Source organism: Dietzia sp. NPDC055340, assembly GCF_053645335.1.
Genome location: NZ_JBSHML010000025.1, coordinates 23,519 through 40,715 on the forward strand (window position 1 = coordinate 23,519; position 17,197 = coordinate 40,715).

Below are 17,197 nucleotides of genomic sequence, written 5' to 3' on the forward strand. Positions count from 1 at the left end.
GACCACGGTACCCACCTCCTCCGTCAATACCCGGGCAGGGACGGGTCGACGTCGCGCGTCCACGCGTCGATACCGCCCTCGAGGGACCGGACCCCCGCGAACCCCGCGGCCGCCAGCGTGGCCGCGGCGCGCGCGGACCGCATCCCCGACTTGCAGTAGATGACCAGCGGTCCCTGCGCGGCGGCCCGGCCGAGCACCCCGGTCGGGTCGGCCGCGTCCTCGGCCACCGTGTCGAGCGGCACCCACACCGAGGGGTCGATCCGCGCGATCGAGCGTTCGCCGGCCCCCCGCACGTCGACCAGGACCGGGGCCACCGCTCCGGGTCGGCCGCCCAGCTCGGACCCGAGGTCGACGGCCGTCACGGTCGGGACCTCGGCGAGCTCCGACGACCGCACCTCACACGAGGCGTCAGCGGAGCCGTCGGGCAGCTCGGTCACCGGCTCCCGCGAGGGATCCGGCCGGATCGTCACCGTGCGGTTGGTGGCCTCGAGCAGGTCCAGCAGCACCAGGCGGCCCAGCAGCGGGCGACCGGCGCCGGTCATGAGTTTGACGGCCTCCATCGCCATCATCGACCCCACCGTCCCGGGCAGCGCACCGATGACCCCGGCCTCCGCACAACTGGGTACCGAGCCGGGCGGCGGCGGCGAGGGGTAGAGATCACGCAGCGACACCGGTGCGGCGGGCGCCGGCGGACGCGACCAGAACACCGCCAGCTGCGCGCGGAAGCGATCGATGGTCCCCCAGATCAACGGGATCCCCGCGATCTCGCAGGCATCCGAGACGAGGTACCGGGTCGCGAAGTTGTCGCTGCCGTCCACGACCAGGTGGTGGCCCTCCAGCAGCGCCATGATGTTCAACGCGTCGAGACGGGTGTGCAGGGCATCGACGCGGACCCCGGGCGCCAGCCCGGCCAGCCGCTCCCGGGCCGACTCGACCTTGGGCTGCCCCACGGCCGCCACGGAGTGGATCACCTGCCGGTGGAGGTTGCCGAGATCGACCTCGTCGTCGTCGACCACCGTGATCCTCCCGACGCCCGCGGCGGCGAGGTACAACAGCACCGGAGCGCCCAGGCCTCCCGCACCGACCACGAACACCGATGCGCCGCGCAGGCGGCGCTGCCCCTCGTCACCGATCGCGCCCAACAGCAGGTGGCGCGAGTACAGCGCCCGCTCGTCCGCGCTGAGCTCGGCGACCGGCTCCACCAACGGCGGCAGCCCCTGCTCAGCGGCTTCGCCCGTGATCCCACTTGCGGCATTCATCGCTCCACCTCTGCTCGTCCGGTCCGGTACTGAAGCCTGCCACGATCGACATCACGCGGCCGGGGCACCGTCCGGGAAGGGCCAGGCGTTGTAGCGGCAGGTGTCGTCGTTGTCCGGCACCACGCCCTCCGGATCCAGACGGTGGATCTCGCCGTTGTTCACACCGAACGTCTGCTGCATCATCACCGGCGCCAGGGCGCCGTCCGCCGGGCACGGCTCGTGCGCCGGGAACCCGATCGCGTGCCCGACCTCGTGGTTGACCAGGTACTGCCGATACGAACCGATGTCGCCCTGGAAGGAACGTGCGCCCCGCACCCAGCGGGCGAGGTTGAGGTACACGCGACCGGTGGTCGAGTTGTAGCAGCTGGACTCGAGCTCGATGTCGTACCCGCAGCTCTCGCGGACCGTCATGGGGCTGGCGAGTGTGACCCGGAACGACGGCTCGGCGTCCGAGACCCGCTGGAACGCCACCGCCCCGTCCGCCGTCCAGCTCTTGGGGTTGGCCAGGGTGGCGTCGACCATCCGCGCCACCGAGTCGTCGCCGCCGAACTCCACGGTGTCGATGCCGTTCTCGACCTCGACCGTGTAGGAGAACAGCTCCGCGGTGGGGCGCCCCACCACGTCGGTTCCGCCCGGCATGATCCGGAACTCGCCGGTGCCGGCGTCGACGAACGGGCCCCCCTCGGGAAGGTCGCCGCTCGGCGGGATCTCGCCGGGCAGGGGCACGCCGATGATCTCGGTGCTCTCCTCGGTCGCGGCCGGGGTCCCGTCGTCCGACGGGCGCGAGGACACCACGGCGTCGGCGATCACGAGCGCGGTGAGCACCACCAGGACCGGGATGGCGTAGGCGCGCCAGCCCCAGGTGGACAGGAACCGCCCCAGCGCGGACTGGCGGCGCAGGTGGTCCCGGGAGCCCGGAACGGAACGACGGCGACCCGGGGTGGACTCCTCCGGATCCCAGGGCGCACGCAGCGGCTCCCCGTGCGGCGGGTAGTACGGCGCACGGTCGGTTCCGCGCGCCCCGGGATCAGAGATCCCCTCACCCGTACCCGGGCGACGCCCGTCGCTCATCCGTTCACCCCTCGCGTCCCGTTCGATTCAAGGCCTCCACGATCCCACACGCCCGACGACCGCCTCATCCGGCACACTGCCGATGCGGGTATTGTCCGTCTGGCCCGGACGCCTGTCGACTTCCGACCGGGCGGAGTAGGAGCCACCAGATGACCAGCCCGGACGGACCGTTTCCCACGGGAACGGCGCGCGCCAGGGCGGCCCGGCTCCCCCGCAGCGCCCGCCGACGCCAGCTCATCGACACCGCTGGCGTGGTGTTCGTGGACCAGGGTTTCCACGCCGCCGGGATGGACGACATCGCGGTCCTGGCCGGGGTCTCCAAGCCGGTTCTCTACCAGCACTTCGACTCCAAACGGGACCTGTATCTCGAGGTCCTGCGACATCATGTCGACCAGTTGCTCGCCAGGATCCGCGCGGCGCTCGACTCGACCTCCGACAACCGCCGCCGCGTCGAGGCGGCGGTCGACACGTTCTTCGCCTATGCCGACACCGACACCCGCGGATTCCGGCTCGTGTTCGCCTCCGAACCGGGCGACGAGACCGTGCGCCGGGAACTGGACCGGGCCACCGAGGGCTGCACCGACGCCGTCCACGACCTCGTGCGGGGAGACTCCGGTCTCGACGCGCACCGCTCGCGGCTGCTGGCAGTGGGCCTGGTCGGCGCGAGCCGCGTCAGCGCAGGGCACTGGCTGGACGCCGGGCGGCCCATCCCCCGCGCGGATGCGGTGGCCATGACCGTCGCCCTCTGCTGGGGCGGGTTGTCCAAGATCCCGCGGCAGAACGGCGAACGCCCGGGCCCCTGAGGGCCCGGGCGAACCGCACACCGGAGGTACCGGCGTCGCTCACGCCGACGCTCCCCGTCCCGTCAGGACAGGAAGCCCACGGGACGCCTGGCCGACTCGCCGATCTCGACGTACGCCACGCGATCGGTGGACACCAGGTAGCGGCGACCCTTCTCGTCCTCGAGCTCGAGGACGGCCTTGGCCTCGGCGGTGAGGGCGGCCTCGACGCGGCTATGCACGTCCTCGGGCGTCATCCCGGTCTTGAACACGAGCTCACGATTGCTGTCGGCGATGCCGATCTTGACCTCCACGGTGCCTGCCCTTCTCATCGTCGGCGCATGCCACGCCGTCCTCTGTGATACTCGCGGTCAAGGCTAGCCCGATCCCGGGGTTCGGCGGCGGGACGGGATAGGATGTGTGGACGTGGATCACACCCGGGTCCGGGCCGTACAGGCGCCCGCGACCGTCTGATCCCCGTGGAAATGTGCGCGCCCCGCTCGCGAGGCCGACCTGTTCGGCCCGACTCACTCCAAGCGCGCGAGACGAGAAAGGCACCGCCCTGTCCACCACAGATGTCACCACCACCGAGGTCGACGGCATGGCCACGACGACCGCCGTCGTCGACGCCCCGTCCACCGACTCCTCCCCCAGCTTCGCCGAGCTCGGCGTCCGGGAGGAAATCGTCACCGCGCTCGGCGAGCGCGGGATCACACACACCTTCGCCATCCAGGAACTCACCCTCCCGCTGGCGCTCGGGGGCTCCGATCTCATCGGTCAGGCCCGCACCGGCATGGGCAAGACCTACGGCTTCGGCGTCCCGCTCCTGCACCGCATCTCCACCGGTGAGGTCACCCGCCCACTCGACGGGACGCCCCGCGCGCTGGTGATCGTCCCCACCCGCGAGCTGTGCATCCAGGTCACGCAGGACCTCAAGATCGCCGCCACCGGCCTGACCGCCCCCACCGACTCGGGCACCCGCCCGCTCAAGGTGCTCTCGATCTACGGCGGCACCCCGTACGAGCAGCAGATCGAGGCCCTGGACAAGGGCGTCGACGTGGTGGTGGGAACCCCCGGCCGCCTGCTCGACCTGGCCAACCAGTCCAAGCTCGTCCTGGGCAAGGTCGAGGTCCTGGTGCTCGACGAGGCCGACGAGATGCTCGACCTCGGCTTCCTGCCGGACATCGAGAAGATCCTGCGCTCGGTGCCCGAGAAGCGTCAGACCATGCTGTTCTCCGCCACCATGCCGGGGCCGATCATCACGCTGGCCCGCACGTTCCTCACCAAGCCCACGCACATCCGGGCCGAGGCGGCGGACTCGGGCGCCACGCACGAGAACACCACGCAGCACGTGTACCGCGCCCACTCGATGGACAAGCCCGAGGTGGTTGCCCGCATCCTGCAGGCCGACGGCCGCGGCGCCACCATGATCTTCTGCCGCACCAAGCGCACCGCCCAGAAGCTCGCCGACGATCTGGCGGAGCGCGGTTTCAAGGTCGGCGCCATCCACGGCGATCTCGGCCAGGGCGCCCGCGAGAAGTCGCTCAAGGCGTTCCGCTCGGGTGACGTGGACGTGCTCGTGGCCACCGACGTCGCGGCCCGCGGCATTGACGTGGACGACGTCACGCACGTCATCAACTACCAGTGCCCGGAGGACGAGAAGACCTACGTCCACCGGATCGGCCGGACCGGTCGCGCCGGCCGCAAGGGCGTCGCGATCACCCTCGTCGACTGGGACGACCTGCCCCGCTGGGGCCTGATCGACAAGGCGCTCGGGCTGGACTTCGGCGAGCCCGCCGAGACCTACTCCACCTCGGCGCACCTGCGCGCCGACCTCGGCATCCCGGAGAGCGCGGGTGGCCGCATCGGCGCGCCGACGGGCACCGGCTCCGGCCGTCGCCGCGACGACCAGAACCAGCGTGGCACCGCCGGTGGCGACGCGGGCGGCGACTCCGGGTCGCGGCCGCGCCGCCGGCGTACCCGGGGAGGGCCCTCCGGCGAGAACGGCCGCCCGGGCCGGACCCGGGACCACGACTCCGCCCCCGCCGGCGACTCGGGGGCGGGGCCCGACTCATCGGACCCCGCCGCCTCGTCCGGTGAGGGAAGCTCCCCGCGGCGGCGTCGGCGGCGTCGTCGTCCCTCCTCCGGCGGTCAGGGTGGCGCCGGCGACCAGGCGAGCCAGGGCTGAGCTCCGCACCACCCCCGGGGTCGGGATCGGACCGCGCTGACGCGGACGGCCCCGACGCCCCGGACGATCCCACCCCCGCGGCGCGACGCCGCGTCCCCTCCGAGAGGCGGACTCGGCGTGACCTCGTCACCGCGGGGACCATCGCGCTCGTCATGGCGGTGACCGCCGGCCTCATCCTGGTCAACGGCTCGGCGGCCCGGTCCGAATTCGCCCCCGCCGACACCGAGCAACCCGTTTACGGTCCGGCCACCGCGATCCCGTCCACCCTCGAGCCGCTCTGGTCCCACGGCTCCGCGGGCACGGGCGCCCCGCTCACCACCAAGGGCAACCTCGTCACCGTCAGCCCCGACGGCACCCTCGTGGGCCGCGACGCCGGCTCGGGCGAGCAGCGCTGGTCCTACTCACACGTCGGCCATTTCTGCGCGGCCACCTTCTACTCTGACGTGCTCGTCGCGGCCTTCGACGGGGCGGCCGGCTGCAGCGACGTCACCTCACTGGACCCGACAGCCCAGCACTACGCCGGCACCCGCCAGAGCGCCTTCCCGGACACCATGGAGCTGACCAGCACCTGGCGACACGCGCTCGCGATGAGCCCCGAACGCCTGGAGATCTGGCGTGACGACCTGGTCCGCACGATCGAGTACGGGGCCGTGGACGCGCCGCAGGAGGCGGGCATGCAGCCCCGTAGCGGATGCACTCTCGGCTCGGCCGCCCTCACCGACCAACGCTTCGTCGTGGCGGAGCGCTGCCCCGATGACGATTCGGCGCGCCTAACGCTGTCCAAGACAGTGCCGGAGGACAACCGGAAGCCGGAGGACATCGCCTCCGATGTGACCGGGGCGGACGAGCTGTGGGTGCTCGGCACGACCGACGACGGTGCGCTGGGGCTGACACGCCGCGGCGACGACTGGGCGGTCGAATGGTTCACCTCACCGACGGACTACTCCCCCGTGTTGGCCCTCCCCGGCGAGCCGCGGCGTCTGCCCTCCCCGTCCGCGCTGGCGGGCGACGACAAGCAGCTCCGGTGGTTCGACGGCGCCGCCACGCACGCCTTCGACCTCGACACCGGCGCGTACGTGTGGACGGCGCTCGAGACCACGGGGCCCGGTCTGACGGGCGGGTGGTCGCCGGACCCCGGGGATCGCACCGCGCGCGACTGGGTGCTGGTCCCGCGGGCGGGCGGGTTCATGACCGTCGACCACGGCTCCGGGGTGGACATCCGGCGGCTGGACCCCTCGCCCGCCGACGACGGCGGTGACGACGGTGGTGATGACCACGGGGCCGGCGCGGCCCTCCAAAACGACGACGACGAGGCCGACATCACCGGCCTGTCACAGATCGGCGACATCCTCTACGAGCGCCGCTCGGGCGAGATCCACGCCTACAAGATGCACGCCTGAGGGCTGCCCACACGGCTCCGGGATCAGGCCGCGTACCACTCGACGGCCTCGCGCCGCAGCAGGGACGCCAGCGCGACCGCACACGACACCGCCAGGACGATGGCACCGGCATACAGGACGAGTCCCACCTCGCCGAAGATCGCCGACCCGGTGGCTCCGAAGACGCTCGACCCCACCGCGACCAGGATCAGCAGCTCGGCGATCAGCACCAGGCCGCGGCCCCAGCGACGACCTGTCAGGAGGCCGATCCCGGCGGCCATGAGACCGCCCCCGAGGATCACGAACCACCCGGCGGTCGCGTAGCCACTGATCACCACGGTCTCCTCGCGGTGGCCGCCGATCGCACGCACGATCAACGCGAGCGCCGTCACCAGCCCGATGAGCCCCTGGGCCGAGGAGATCCAGCCGGCGAGTCGGACCGGGGTCGGGATCGCGGTTCGCGGATCGGCCGGTTGGCCGTGGTTATCAGGTCGCCTGGTGTTCACCACCCAAGACTAAGCCGCCGCGGTTCGGGGAGGTCGTACCGGCCGGGTGGAGTGCGATCCGTAACACCGATTACGTGCTCTGTGGTGCGCTTTCTGAGCGATTTGACAAACCGCGTGACCTTTACCACATCGCTGCCGAAGAGGGTTGACTTGTCCGCAAATCGTGGGACGATCATTCGTAACAGCGCAGACACACCGTGTTTGCCTTGCCTTAACCGGGAGCCTCTCCGAAACGGAGTGAGCCCGCGGAGCGGGTACATCCCCACCACCCCGCCGGGTGTCGACATCACGCTCGTCTATCCGTAGATCGTACCGGTCTGCGCGGCGACGACGGTGGTTTCGTGCTGCCCGGCGCATCCGACCACGGTCTCACACAACAAGGAGTTCCCCATGGATTGGCGCCATAAGGCCATCTGCCGCGACGAGGATCCCGAGCTGTTCTTCCCCGTCGGCAATTCCGGTCCCGCCCTCGCCCAGATCGCCGAGGCGAAGATCGTCTGCAACCGCTGCCCCGTGACCGCGGAGTGCCTCGCCTGGGCCCTCGAGTCCGGCCAGGACGCCGGCGTCTGGGGTGGCATGAGCGAGGACGAGCGTCGCGCGCTCAAGCGTCGCCGCGCCCGCACCCGCACCACCGTCTGATCCACAGACACAACCACAGAAGGCCGGTTCTCCTCCTCCGGGAAGGGGAACCGGCCTTCAGTCGTCTCCGGTCACCGGGCCCGCTGACACGCGCACGCGGCCCGGCGGCAGACCACCGACCGGGTCAGTCGATCACGGCGATGAGGTCGCCGGCCTGGATGACATCACCCGGGGCCACGGCCACCTCGGTCACGGTGCCGGAGGTCTCACACAGCACGGGGATCTCCATCTTCATCGACTCGAGAAGGACGATCGTGTCGCCTTCGGACACCTCGGCACCGACGGCCGCGACGACCTCCATGACGCCTGCGACCATCTCGGCACGGACCTGTTCAGCCATAAGATTGCTTCCTCTGCTTCTTCCACGACGGCCCCCGGACAACTCCAATGCAACCACACGGGCCCGGACGTGGGAGACTTGGACGCACAGAACGAAAGGAGCTGACCATGAGCAAGCGTGGCCGCAAGAGGCGGGATCGCCGCAAGAAGAACGCCAACCACGGCAAGCGTCCCAACAGCTGAGTTCGGACTACTGACCGCATGAGGGGCGGGCACCTGATCGGTGCCCGCCCCTCATGGCATTCCTCGAGCCGCTGTCAGCGAAGGTCCCGGCGCTCCACTGTGGTGCGACGGTGGACCACTGTCGTTCCGTCCGCGTCGGTCGTGGTGACGGTCGTCCGGCGGATCTCCACCATCAGTCGCTCGCGCAGACCGCTGGGTGCCTTCTCACAGCACGACCGGGACAGCTTGGCCTTGAGCCTGCGCTCGGCGAGGAACTTCTCGCGGCAGTCGGGGCAGCCGGCCAGGTGGTGTTCCAGGCGGGACCTGCAGGCGTCGTCGCACTCAAGGTCCACCAGGAGGGACAGGTCCCGCAGGGCCGCTCCGCAGTCGATCTCGTCGAGGCGGGGATCGTGTTCCTTCATCAGTTCTCCCCCTCCTGGCGATCGCGTCCGTAACCACGGTCGGCCGCGACGTCGCGCAGCAGCTCGCGGAGCTGCTTTCGGCCGCGGTGCAGGCGCGACATCACGGTCCCCAGCGGGGTGTCCATGATCTCGGCGATCTCCTTGTAGGGCAGATCCATGACGTCGGCGTAGTACACCGCCATCCGGAATTCCTCCGGCAACTCGGCCAGCGCCGCCCGGATCTCGTCATCCGGCAGCAACTCCATCGCTTCGACCTCAGCGGACCGCAGGCCCGTCGAGGTGTGCTCGGCCGCCGCCGCCAGCTGCCAGTCCGTGATCTCGTCCGTCGGGTACTGCGCCGGCTGACGCTGCCGCTTGCGGTAATGGTTGATGTACGCGTTGGTGAGGATGCGGTGCATCCACGCGCGGAAGTTCGTCCCCTGCTTGAACGAGTGGAATCCTGCGAAGGCCTTCGCGTAGGCCTCCTGCACCAGGTCCTCGGCATCCGCCGGGTTCCGGGTCATCCGCAGCGCAGCACCGTAGAGCTGATCGAGCAGCGGCATCGCCAACTCCTCGAACTGCTCCGCACGCTGGTCTGCCTCGTCGGGCTGCAACTCGGTCGGCAACCGGAACTCCTCACCTGTTGGTCTCCCGGAGTCTAGTCGCACGCCGGGGGCGTCGAGGACCGCGGTCCGCATCGCACCCTCCTTCCCGATCCCGGGTGCCACCCCCGGGCTCTCGATCTAGATCAACGCCACCCCGCCACCCGGTATTCCGCACCGCCCGCGCACTAGTGTCGACCCGTGGCCAAGAACAGAGGACGAGACGGTGCTGCCGCGACCCCCGCGATCGCGACACTGGGCGCGGCCGGGGTCGAGCACACCGTGCACACGTACGAGGCGACCGGCAGCGACTACGGCGACGAGGCGGCCCGCGTGATGGGCGAGCGCCTCGGCATGGAGGCGAGTCGGATCTTCAAGACCCTCGTGCTGGCGACAGCCCGCCCGCCCGCCGGGTCACGGCTGTCGCTGGCGGTGGCGATCCTGCCGGTGACGTCCTCGCTCGATCTGAAGGCCGCGGCCGCCGCGCTCGGGTGCGGCAAGGTCACCCTCGCGCCGGTCGACGTGGCGGAGAAGACCACCGGCTACGTGGTGGGCGGGGTGTCCCCGCTCGGCCAGAAGCGCGCTCTGGCCACCGTGGTGGACTCCTCGGCCCTCGAGCACCCGACCGTCCTGTGCAGCGCGGGCCGCCGCGGCTGGGAGATCGAACTGGCCGGAGCCGACCTGGTGGCGCTCACCGACGCGGTCACCGCGCCCGTGACCGCGGGCCGCCCCGGATAGCGCCGACGCCGCGTCCGGTCAGCCCCGTCCTCGACGACCCGCGGGTCAGAACAGCATTCCCTCGTCCGGGTCGACGCGCCGCACCAACTCGGGGCCGTCGTTACGGACGCCTGATACCGCCCGCGAGACGGGATTGATCTCCACTGCGTCCGCCCACTGCGCCAGGTCATAGCCGGCGCCGTCCACCAGCGCGCGCGGATCGCCGATCACGCCCGGGTCCAGCCAGTCCGCCAGGATGTCCGGGGACACGACCAGCGGCATCCGCTCGTGCACCTGCCGCAGCGGACCCACCGCCTCGGTGGTCAGGATCGTGCACGACAGCTGGGTGACGGACTCGTCATCAGGATCCCGCCGGGTCTCCCACAGCCCCGCCATGAGCAACCCCCGGTCACCGGGCATGCTCATGTGGAACGGCTGCTTGGGCCCCGCCTTGCCGCCGGGGGTCGCGGACCCGCCCGGCACCCACTCGTACCAGCCGTCCATCGGGATGACGCAGTGCCGGCGTCTCACCGCCGCCCGGAACGCGGGCTTCTCGAACGCCGTCTCCACCCGCGCGTTGAACAGGTTGGGCAGCTTCTGCGAGTCACGCGCCCACGACGGGACCAGCCCCCAGCGCATCGCCCGCATCACCCGCGTCGGCGCCGCGGTGTCGGCATCCCCGCCCACCCCACCTGCAGCCCCGACCGCGGCACGGGCCCGCCCCTCGTCGTAGCGCTCCCGCGGGGTGTCCAGCGCGAGCACGGCGATCGTCGTGGTGGGGGCGATGTTGAACCGCGGTGCGAGCGGGCCCTCGGCCGGCGCCAGCCCGGGCGGTGGCGCGGAGGCCTCGTCGACCGCGTGCAGCTCCACCGCGAGCCGAGCCGGGTCGGAGGAGAGCGAGAAGCGTCCACACATACCGGACATCCTCGCACCCGGATCGGCCGGAGAACGAGATGATGGGCGACAATGGCCAGGTGAGTCATTGGAATGCCCCTGTCGCCGCCGCGCCCGTCGATGCCGACGTCGCGATCCCCGGATCCAAGTCGCTGACCAACCGCGCGCTCGTGCTCGCGGCCCTGGCCGACGGCCCGTCCCGGCTGACCGGCACGCTGCGCAGCCGGGACACCGACCTGATGATCGCCGCGCTGCAGGCACTGGGCACCCGGATCGAGGGCCCGGACGGCCCGCTCGCCGCCGACGACACCGAGCTGGTGATCACGCCGGGCGAACTGCGGGACGCCCACGTCGACTGCGGTCTGGCCGGGACGGTCATGCGCTTCGTCCCGCCGGTGGCCGCACTGGCGACCGGCTCCTCCACCTTCGACGGCGACCCGGCCGCCCGGGTCCGGCCGCAGGCCACCGTGCTCGACGCACTGCGCGCGCTCGGCGCGGACATCGAGGGCGACACCCTCCCGTTCACCGTCACCGGCACAGGGACGCTGAAGGGCGGGCGGGTCGAGATGGACGCCTCCGCCTCCTCCCAGTTCGTCTCCGGCGTCCTGCTGTCGGCGGCACGCTTCGACGAGGGAGTCGAGCTGGTCCACACCGCCCCCTCTCCCGTGCCGTCGGGTCCGCACATCGAGATGACGCTGGAGGTGCTCCGCGAGTCGGGGGTCGCCGTCGAGCAGCCCACCCCGTCCTCCTGGCGGGTCGCCCCGGGCCCCATCTCCGCGGTCGACCGGGTGATCGAGCCGGACCTGTCGAACGCCACCCCGTTCCTGGCCGCCGCCGCGGTGACGGGCGGCACCGTACGCGTCCCCCATTGGCCGTCCACCACGACCCAGCCCGGCGATGCCATCCGCGGCATCCTGCAGGCCATGGGCGCGACCGTCACCCTCGAGGCCGCTGACGACGGCTCCGGAGAGACCGCCGACGAGGCCGGGCACGGCGCCCTCGTCGTCGTCGGTCCCGAACGCCTGTCCCCCGTCGAGATGGACCTGTCCGCCATCGGTGAGCTCACGCCCACCGTCGCCGCGCTCTGCGCGCTCGCCGACGGCCCCTCCCGCCTGACCGGGATCGCCCACCTGCGCGGCCACGAGACCGACCGCCTGGCGGCCCTGGCCGCCGAGCTCGGCGCCGTGGGCTGCGGGGTCACCGAACTGGCCGACGGCCTCGTGATCACGCCCGCCCCCCTGTGCGGAGCCCCGTGGCGCGCCTACGCCGACCACCGCATGGCCACCGCCGGCGCGATCATCGGCCTGGTCACCGCCGGCGTCGAGGTGGACGACATCGACTCCACCTCCAAAACCATGCCCGGCTTCACGCGAATGTGGTCCGACATGCTCGCCGGGCGGGGCTGACGCGCCGCCATGGCGGGCCGACGGGGCACCAGCGGCGCACGCGGATGGGACGAGTCCGACGTCCGGATCCGGCCCGGAAAGGGCTCACGGCCCCGCACCAAGCGGCGCCCGAGCCACGACGACGCCGCCGCCGCGATGGTCGTCAGCGTCGACCGCGGGCGGTGGGGGTGCGTGCTGCTCGACGACGGGCCCACCCACGCCGCCGGCACGCGCGTGGTGACGATGCGCGCCCGCGAGCTCGGGCGCACACCGATCGTCGTGGGTGACCACGTGGGCGTGGTCGGGGACCTGACCGGCGCGCGCGACACCCTGGCGCGGATCGTGCGCGTCGAGGAACGTTCCACGGTGCTACGCCGCACCGCCGACGACTCCGACCCGTACGAGCGGGTGGTGGTGGCCAACGCCGAGCGTCTGCTCATCGTGGTGGCCGTCGCCGATCCGCCGCCGCGCGCCGGCTTCGTCGCCCGCGCGCTGGTCGCCGCCTACACCGGCGGGTTGACGCCGGTGCTGTGCCTGACGAAGGGCGACCTCGACGATCCGTCGGTGTTCGCCGCCGAGTTCACCGCGCTCGACGTCCCGGTGTTGATGGTGGGGGTCGACGACGACCTCGCCGAGCTCCACGAGACCATCGACGGCCGGATCTCCGCACTGATCGGCCATTCAGGCGTCGGCAAGTCGACCCTGGTCAACCGCCTCGTCCCCGACGCCGGCCGGGCCACCGGCGTGGTCTCCGGGGTCGGCAAGGGCCGGCACACCTCCACCCAGTCGGTGGCGCTCGAGTTGGGCGCGGGCGGCTGGGTGGTGGACACCCCCGGGATCCGCAGCTTCGGACTCGCGCACGTCTCCCCGGACGACGTGGTGGCCGCCTTCTCGGACCTGCACGAGATCGCCGAGGACTGCCCACGCGGCTGCACCCACCAGGGGCCGCCCGCCGATCCCGAGTGCGCGTTCGACTCGATCGAGGACCCGGCCACGCACCGGCGCGCGCTGGCCGTCCGCGAGCTGCTCGGCGCGCTGCAGTCCAACGACCCGTGGGAGCTGGGGCAGGACAGAAATGATCCGGCCTGAGCCGGCGACCGCCGTCAGAGGTTGAGTTCCACGTCCCCCAGCGCGACCGACACGCAGGTCTGGATGCGCTCCCCGGGGCCGTGATCGGTGCCGTTGCGCAGGTCGCGGACATGGCCGTCCTCCAGCGGGACCACGCACGTCTGGCAGATGCCCATCCGGCAACCGAACGGCATCTGCACGCCCACGCTCTCGCCGCCCTCGAGGATCGTGGTGGCGCCGTCCAACTCGACGGTCTTGCCGGTCGAGCCGTAGGTGACCGTGCCGCCCGAGGCGCCGGCGTCGCGGTTGACGGTGAACCGCTCGACGTACAGGTCCTCGCGGCCGGACGCACCGAAGTGCTCGTCCAGCTCGTCCAGCATCGCCGACGGGCCACAGGCCCAGGTCGGCCGCTCCGACCAGTCCGGGACCAGCTCCGACATCTGCGCGGCGTTGATGCGCCCCTCCTCCGCCGTCACCCGCAGGTGCAGGGTGTAACCGGGCTGGGTGCGTTCGAGGGCGAGCAGCTCGTCGTAGAACAGGGCGTCCTCGCGGGTACGGACCGAGTGCACGTGCACCACGTCCGGGAACCGCTCCTGACCGGAGCGGCGGTCCATCGACCGGAGCATGCCCATCACCGGGGTGACGCCCGAGCCGGCGCTGACGAACATGAGCTTGTCCGGCGTGGGCGAGGGCAGGTGGAAGTCGCCCGCCGGGGCCTGCAGGCGCACGATCGTGCCCGGCTCGACCGTGCCGACGATGTGGTTGCTCAGCAGGCCCTCGGGCATCGCCTTGACGGTCACCGAGTACTCGCCCCGCCCGCTGGTCGGCGCGGAGGTCAGCGAGTAGGAACGCCAGGTCCACCGGCCGTCGACGAGCACGCCGATCCCCAGGTACTGACCCGGGCGGTAGGTGGGGGTGGCGCCCCAGCCCGGCTTGATCACGAGCGTCACCGCGTCGTCGGCCTCACGTCGCACTGAGACCACCTCGCCGCGCAGCTCGCGCGAGGACCACAGCGGGTAGACGAGCGACGAATAGTCGTCCACGCGCAGCGGGTGGGTGAGCCGGTTGAGGAACCGGTGCGCGGTGCGCGGTTCGGGGACCCTCGCGGCGGCTGCCCGCAGGATCCGGCCTAGTCCACTCTTCGACTCCGACACTGGTGCCTCCCTCGACGTCCGGCCGCCCGCTCGCCCGAGGGTCGGGTCGGCGTTGACGAACACCAACCTACGGTAGCGTAGGTTAGACCCGGACGGGAGACCACAGTGTTGTTCGCGACAGTCGGCTGGCCCTCGTCATCGGCCCTGTACAACCGTTGCACCGTGCTCAGAGGAGCGTCAACAGGAACGGCAACTCCGCCGCGTCGTACCAGGCCAGATCCACATCGAGCGCGTCTCCCACGGTGAGCTCCGCATCCTCGTCCCCGAGATCGGCACGATCCACCGCGTCGATCGCGTCCCTGACCAGGTCCACCGCCCCGGCGAGATCCACGTGCACCGCCGCGATGTCCGACGACTCCACGGTCCCGCCGCTGATCCGCACCACCGCGGTGTCCAGGTCCGGGCGCAGCGTGATCCGTTCGTCGGGCAGGTCCACGCTCACCACCACCCGTCGGTGCGGGTGGGTGCTGTGTGCGGCGCCGGAGTCGATCTCGCCTCCGAGCAGCCGAAGCGAGGCGCGGGCGGCCTCCAGGAACGCGACGTGCTCGATCTCCTCGAGATCGCCCTCCGCGTACGACTCGATGAGCGCCGGCGTGGCCGCGAACGCGGTGCCGCTACGCACCGGCATCTCCCCGTCGGCGAGCAGGGTCTCGAGCATCGGCAACGTGGCGGGTATGAACAAGCGCATGGTGGGGCCTTCCTCGAAGTGCTGGTGGCGGTCAGTCGGCGTCATCGGTCCGACCGGGACGGTCAGTGGGCGACGCTGTCCGGGTCGGCGGCGCCGCGCGGGTACCGATCAGGTGGCAATGCCGACGAGCTCCTCCAGCGCGCCGGAGATGAGCTCACCGATTTCCTCGACATCCGGGACGGCCTGACGATCGGAGGTAAATCCGCAGTACACGATGCCGGAGTAGCTGCTCATCGACACCGCCAGCGCCTTGTGCTCGAGCAGCGCCGGGATCGGGTAGACCTCGACGAGCTCCCCGTCGCCCCAGAACATCGTGTGTTGGGGCCCGGGCGCGTTGGTCACCACGAGGTCGTAGCTGTCCGACGGCAGCATGATCGCCGCGCGCGAGCCCAGCGCGTGCAGGGTCGGCGGCGCGAAGCCGGACAGCCGGGCCAGCGATTTGGCTCCGACGGCCTCGCGGGGATTGCGCTGGGTCGCCGTCTCGCGTGCGATCTGCGCCAGCCGCATACGCGGATTGGGCTCCCCCACCGGCATCGAGATGAGCGCCGAGGCGATCTCCGCGGAGGTCACGTCCCGGTGGTCCTCACCCGGGTCGCTCTCGGACGTCACCGCCATCGGGACTATCACCCGCAGGACGTCGGAGGTGATCAGCGGATGCCCGCACGACAGGATCCACGAACGCAGTGCCCCGCACAGCACGGCCAGCACCACGTCGTTGACCTTGCATCCGTGGGCCCGGGCGATCTCCCGGGCCGTGGACAGCGGGAACGACGCCAGGCCCACGCGGCTGCCCCGGGCGCGTTCGGTGCGGAACATCTCCGACAGCCCGCCCCCCGACCGCAGCACCGCGAAGTTCGCCGCTCCCGCCAGGCCCCGGGTCGTTCGCTCGATCGCGTGGACGAGCCGCGCGGAGCGGCGGACCAGCTCCAGCGGGTCGGAGACGATCGTCATGAGGGCGTCGAGCACGAGCACCCCGTCCCCGGGGGACGGCATGGGCGTCCATGTGGCGACCTCGTGCGCGTCCGCTGAGGCCTGGAACTCGGCGGTCAGCACCTGGGCCAGGTCCACGGCGTTGGGGCCACCGAGGAGCACGTGGTGGGTCTTGGTGAGGATGGCCAGCTTGCCGTCCTCCACGCCCTCGATGAGATAGAGCTCCCACAGCGGGCGGTCGGGTTCCAGCGGCCGGTCCACGAGTCGGGCCACCAGGTCGGCGAGCTGCCGCATCCCACCCGGAGCGGGCAATGCGGAACGCCGCACATGGAAACTCAGGTCGAACTCCGGATCGTCCACCCAGACGGCTCTGGCGAGCCCAAACGGCACCTGCCGGATCCGCTGCCGGAACCGCGGCGCATCAGCCAGGCGGGCGTCGACGAACTCCATCACCCGATCGATGTCCCACGGCCGGTCCCTCGAGACCAGCGCCAGGGAGCACGAGTGACGGCTTCGAGAACGCGCGGCATCCCCGAGCAGCAGATCCGCGTCCGCCGTCGCCAGCCTGGTCGCCACGGGTCAGACCACCTCATCCAATCCCAGCAGCCCGCGGATCTCCACGGCCGCCCGGTCGAACACCTGGTAGAACACACCGATCATGCCGGTTTGCACGGCGCCGAGGACGTTCTCGATCGCATCGTCGACCATCACGCACTCGCGCGGCTCCAGCTCGAGCCGGCGTGCCGCCTCCAGGAACGCCTCGGACTCGGGCTTCTCGACACCGGTCACACCGCTGAGCACCACGTGCTCGATCCCGTAGGCGCGGGCGTCCTCGCGGACCCGCTCCGCCCCCGGCCCTTCGGGCTCGTTGCTGAGAACAGCGAGCCGGACATCATTCTCCCTGGCACCTGTCAGGATGGACCGCCAGTTCTCGCGGTCCTCCTCCGTGCCGTCCAGCACCCCGAAGTAGTCGACAATCAGTCCTCGCATGGGAACAGCCTAGGCAACGCGGGGCCATGACGCAGTAAGCGAGGTG

Annotated in this window: 20 protein-coding genes; 8 read left to right on the top strand and 12 right to left on the bottom strand. The window is 71.4% G+C overall.

The annotated features are described in order from the left end of the window. Positions 1-23: 23 nt before the first annotated feature. Entirely contained in the window at positions 24-1,259 is a 1,236-nt protein-coding gene (locus tag ACWIFB_RS15955) for a ThiF family adenylyltransferase (RefSeq protein ID WP_454058760.1), read from the bottom strand. Positions 1,260-1,310: 51 nt separating this feature from the next. Beyond that, positions 1,311-2,330, bottom strand: coding sequence for a DUF3152 domain-containing protein (locus ACWIFB_RS15960; protein ID WP_452099244.1), 1,020 nt, complete (start codon positions 2,328-2,330; stop codon positions 1,311-1,313). Positions 2,331-2,479: 149 nt separating this feature from the next. On the opposite strand from ACWIFB_RS15960, the gene ACWIFB_RS15965 reads away from it, so the two are divergent. Further along, positions 2,480-3,133 carry a TetR/AcrR family transcriptional regulator gene (locus ACWIFB_RS15965; RefSeq protein ID WP_344996432.1) on the top strand — a complete coding sequence of 218 codons (654 nt, stop codon included), beginning with the start codon at positions 2,480-2,482 and terminating at the stop codon, positions 3,131-3,133. A gap of 62 nt (positions 3,134-3,195) precedes the next feature. Here the strand turns inward: ACWIFB_RS15965 and ACWIFB_RS15970 are convergent, their stop codons facing one another. Beyond that, positions 3,196-3,423 carry a DUF3107 domain-containing protein gene (locus ACWIFB_RS15970; RefSeq protein WP_230930274.1) on the bottom strand — a complete coding sequence of 76 codons (228 nt, stop codon included), beginning with the start codon at positions 3,421-3,423 and terminating at the stop codon, positions 3,196-3,198. Between the two features lie 287 nt (positions 3,424-3,710). Here ACWIFB_RS15970 and ACWIFB_RS15975 point away from each other — a divergent pair, with 287 nt between their 5' ends. Together ACWIFB_RS15975 and ACWIFB_RS15980 are read left to right on the top strand one after the other, a co-directional pair. After that, positions 3,711-5,297 carry a DEAD/DEAH box helicase gene (locus ACWIFB_RS15975; protein ID WP_454058761.1) on the top strand — a complete coding sequence of 529 codons (1,587 nt, stop codon included), beginning with the start codon at positions 3,711-3,713 and terminating at the stop codon, positions 5,295-5,297. Positions 5,298-5,449: 152 nt separating this feature from the next. After that, a complete protein-coding gene (locus tag ACWIFB_RS15980; RefSeq protein WP_454058762.1) occupies positions 5,450-6,697 on the top strand; it encodes an Rv3212 family protein in 1,248 nt (415 codons plus the stop codon). A 23-nt stretch (positions 6,698-6,720) separates the two neighbouring features. Here ACWIFB_RS15980 and ACWIFB_RS15985 read toward each other — a convergent pair whose 3' ends face one another. Then, positions 6,721-7,182, bottom strand: coding sequence for a hypothetical protein (locus tag ACWIFB_RS15985; RefSeq protein WP_454058763.1), 462 nt, complete (start codon positions 7,180-7,182; stop codon positions 6,721-6,723). A 390-nt stretch (positions 7,183-7,572) separates the two neighbouring features. Here ACWIFB_RS15985 and ACWIFB_RS15990 point away from each other — a divergent pair, with 390 nt between their 5' ends. Continuing rightward, positions 7,573-7,821, top strand: a complete 249-nt coding sequence (locus ACWIFB_RS15990; RefSeq protein WP_452099240.1) for a WhiB family transcriptional regulator — start codon at positions 7,573-7,575, stop codon at positions 7,819-7,821. Positions 7,822-7,945: 124 nt separating this feature from the next. Here ACWIFB_RS15990 and ACWIFB_RS15995 read toward each other — a convergent pair whose 3' ends face one another. Continuing rightward, positions 7,946-8,161: a biotin/lipoyl-binding carrier protein gene (locus ACWIFB_RS15995; protein ID WP_230930270.1), complete on the bottom strand. Its 216-nt coding sequence runs from the start codon at positions 8,159-8,161 to the stop codon at positions 7,946-7,948. Between the two features lie 107 nt (positions 8,162-8,268). On the opposite strand from ACWIFB_RS15995, the gene ACWIFB_RS16000 reads away from it, so the two are divergent. Beyond that, positions 8,269-8,343: a 50S ribosomal protein bL37 gene (locus tag ACWIFB_RS16000; RefSeq protein WP_370452405.1), complete on the top strand. Its 75-nt coding sequence runs from the start codon at positions 8,269-8,271 to the stop codon at positions 8,341-8,343. A gap of 74 nt (positions 8,344-8,417) precedes the next feature. Here ACWIFB_RS16000 and rsrA read toward each other — a convergent pair whose 3' ends face one another. Continuing rightward, positions 8,418-8,744 carry a mycothiol system anti-sigma-R factor gene (gene rsrA / locus ACWIFB_RS16005; RefSeq protein WP_454058764.1) on the bottom strand — a complete coding sequence of 109 codons (327 nt, stop codon included), beginning with the start codon at positions 8,742-8,744 and terminating at the stop codon, positions 8,418-8,420. Beyond that, positions 8,744-9,421: a sigma-70 family RNA polymerase sigma factor gene (locus ACWIFB_RS16010; RefSeq protein WP_230930268.1), complete on the bottom strand. Its 678-nt coding sequence runs from the start codon at positions 9,419-9,421 to the stop codon at positions 8,744-8,746. The genes rsrA and ACWIFB_RS16010 overlap by 1 nt, the downstream gene beginning before the upstream one ends. 186 nt (positions 9,422-9,607) lie before the next feature. On the opposite strand from ACWIFB_RS16010, the gene ACWIFB_RS16015 reads away from it, so the two are divergent. Beyond that, positions 9,608-10,063 (top strand): aminoacyl-tRNA deacylase, encoded by a 456-nt coding sequence (locus ACWIFB_RS16015; protein ID WP_452099330.1) that lies wholly within the window; start codon positions 9,608-9,610, stop codon positions 10,061-10,063. A gap of 45 nt (positions 10,064-10,108) precedes the next feature. Here ACWIFB_RS16015 and ACWIFB_RS16020 read toward each other — a convergent pair whose 3' ends face one another. After that, entirely contained in the window at positions 10,109-10,957 is an 849-nt protein-coding gene (locus ACWIFB_RS16020; protein ID WP_454058765.1) for an SOS response-associated peptidase, read from the bottom strand. A gap of 41 nt (positions 10,958-10,998) precedes the next feature. Between ACWIFB_RS16020 and aroA the strand changes: the two genes are divergently transcribed. Then, complete coding sequence (gene aroA, locus ACWIFB_RS16025; RefSeq protein WP_454058774.1) at positions 10,999-12,342, top strand: 3-phosphoshikimate 1-carboxyvinyltransferase; 1,344 nt, start codon at positions 10,999-11,001, stop codon at positions 12,340-12,342. 9 nt (positions 12,343-12,351) lie between these two features. Beyond that, positions 12,352-13,410 carry a ribosome small subunit-dependent GTPase A gene (gene rsgA / locus ACWIFB_RS16030; RefSeq protein WP_344996459.1) on the top strand — a complete coding sequence of 353 codons (1,059 nt, stop codon included), beginning with the start codon at positions 12,352-12,354 and terminating at the stop codon, positions 13,408-13,410. Positions 13,411-13,424: 14 nt separating this feature from the next. Here the strand turns inward: rsgA and ACWIFB_RS16035 are convergent, their stop codons facing one another. The 4 genes from ACWIFB_RS16035 to ACWIFB_RS16050 form a co-directional block, all read right to left on the bottom strand. Next, complete coding sequence (locus tag ACWIFB_RS16035; RefSeq protein WP_295652186.1) at positions 13,425-14,543, bottom strand: ferredoxin reductase; 1,119 nt, start codon at positions 14,541-14,543, stop codon at positions 13,425-13,427. Between the two features lie 166 nt (positions 14,544-14,709). Further along, positions 14,710-15,231, bottom strand: a complete 522-nt coding sequence (locus tag ACWIFB_RS16040) for a DUF6912 family protein (RefSeq protein WP_230930361.1) — start codon at positions 15,229-15,231, stop codon at positions 14,710-14,712. Between the two features lie 108 nt (positions 15,232-15,339). Continuing rightward, positions 15,340-16,737: a wax ester/triacylglycerol synthase family O-acyltransferase gene (locus tag ACWIFB_RS16045; RefSeq protein ID WP_295652188.1), complete on the bottom strand. Its 1,398-nt coding sequence runs from the start codon at positions 16,735-16,737 to the stop codon at positions 15,340-15,342. Between the two features lie 3 nt (positions 16,738-16,740). Then, complete coding sequence (locus ACWIFB_RS16050) at positions 16,741-17,151, bottom strand: HAD family hydrolase (RefSeq protein ID WP_230930263.1); 411 nt, start codon at positions 17,149-17,151, stop codon at positions 16,741-16,743. Positions 17,152-17,197 lie beyond the last annotated feature (46 nt).

Coding starts and splice junctions, on each gene's coding strand:
- ACWIFB_RS15955 (WP_454058760.1), bottom strand. CDS start 1,259: ATGAATGCCGCAAGTGGGATCACGGGCGAAGCCGCTGAGCAGGGGCTG.
- ACWIFB_RS15960 (WP_452099244.1), bottom strand. CDS start 2,330: ATGAGCGACGGGCGTCGCCCGGGTACGGGTGAGGGGATCTCTGATCCC.
- ACWIFB_RS15965 (WP_344996432.1), top strand. CDS start 2,480: ATGACCAGCCCGGACGGACCGTTTCCCACGGGAACGGCGCGCGCCAGG.
- ACWIFB_RS15975 (WP_454058761.1), top strand. CDS start 3,711: ATGGCCACGACGACCGCCGTCGTCGACGCCCCGTCCACCGACTCCTCC.
- ACWIFB_RS15980 (WP_454058762.1), top strand. CDS start 5,450: ATGGCGGTGACCGCCGGCCTCATCCTGGTCAACGGCTCGGCGGCCCGG.
- ACWIFB_RS15990 (WP_452099240.1), top strand. CDS start 7,573: ATGGATTGGCGCCATAAGGCCATCTGCCGCGACGAGGATCCCGAGCTG.
- ACWIFB_RS15995 (WP_230930270.1), bottom strand. CDS start 8,161: ATGGCTGAACAGGTCCGTGCCGAGATGGTCGCAGGCGTCATGGAGGTC.
- rsrA (WP_454058764.1), bottom strand. CDS start 8,744: ATGAAGGAACACGATCCCCGCCTCGACGAGATCGACTGCGGAGCGGCC.
- ACWIFB_RS16010 (WP_230930268.1), bottom strand. CDS start 9,421: ATGCGGACCGCGGTCCTCGACGCCCCCGGCGTGCGACTAGACTCCGGG.
- ACWIFB_RS16020 (WP_454058765.1), bottom strand. CDS start 10,957: ATGTGTGGACGCTTCTCGCTCTCCTCCGACCCGGCTCGGCTCGCGGTG.
- aroA (WP_454058774.1), top strand. CDS start 10,999: ATGGGCGACAATGGCCAGGTGAGTCATTGGAATGCCCCTGTCGCCGCC.
- rsgA (WP_344996459.1), top strand. CDS start 12,352: ATGGCGGGCCGACGGGGCACCAGCGGCGCACGCGGATGGGACGAGTCC.
- ACWIFB_RS16040 (WP_230930361.1), bottom strand. CDS start 15,231: ATGCGCTTGTTCATACCCGCCACGTTGCCGATGCTCGAGACCCTGCTC.
- ACWIFB_RS16050 (WP_230930263.1), bottom strand. CDS start 17,151: ATGCGAGGACTGATTGTCGACTACTTCGGGGTGCTGGACGGCACGGAG.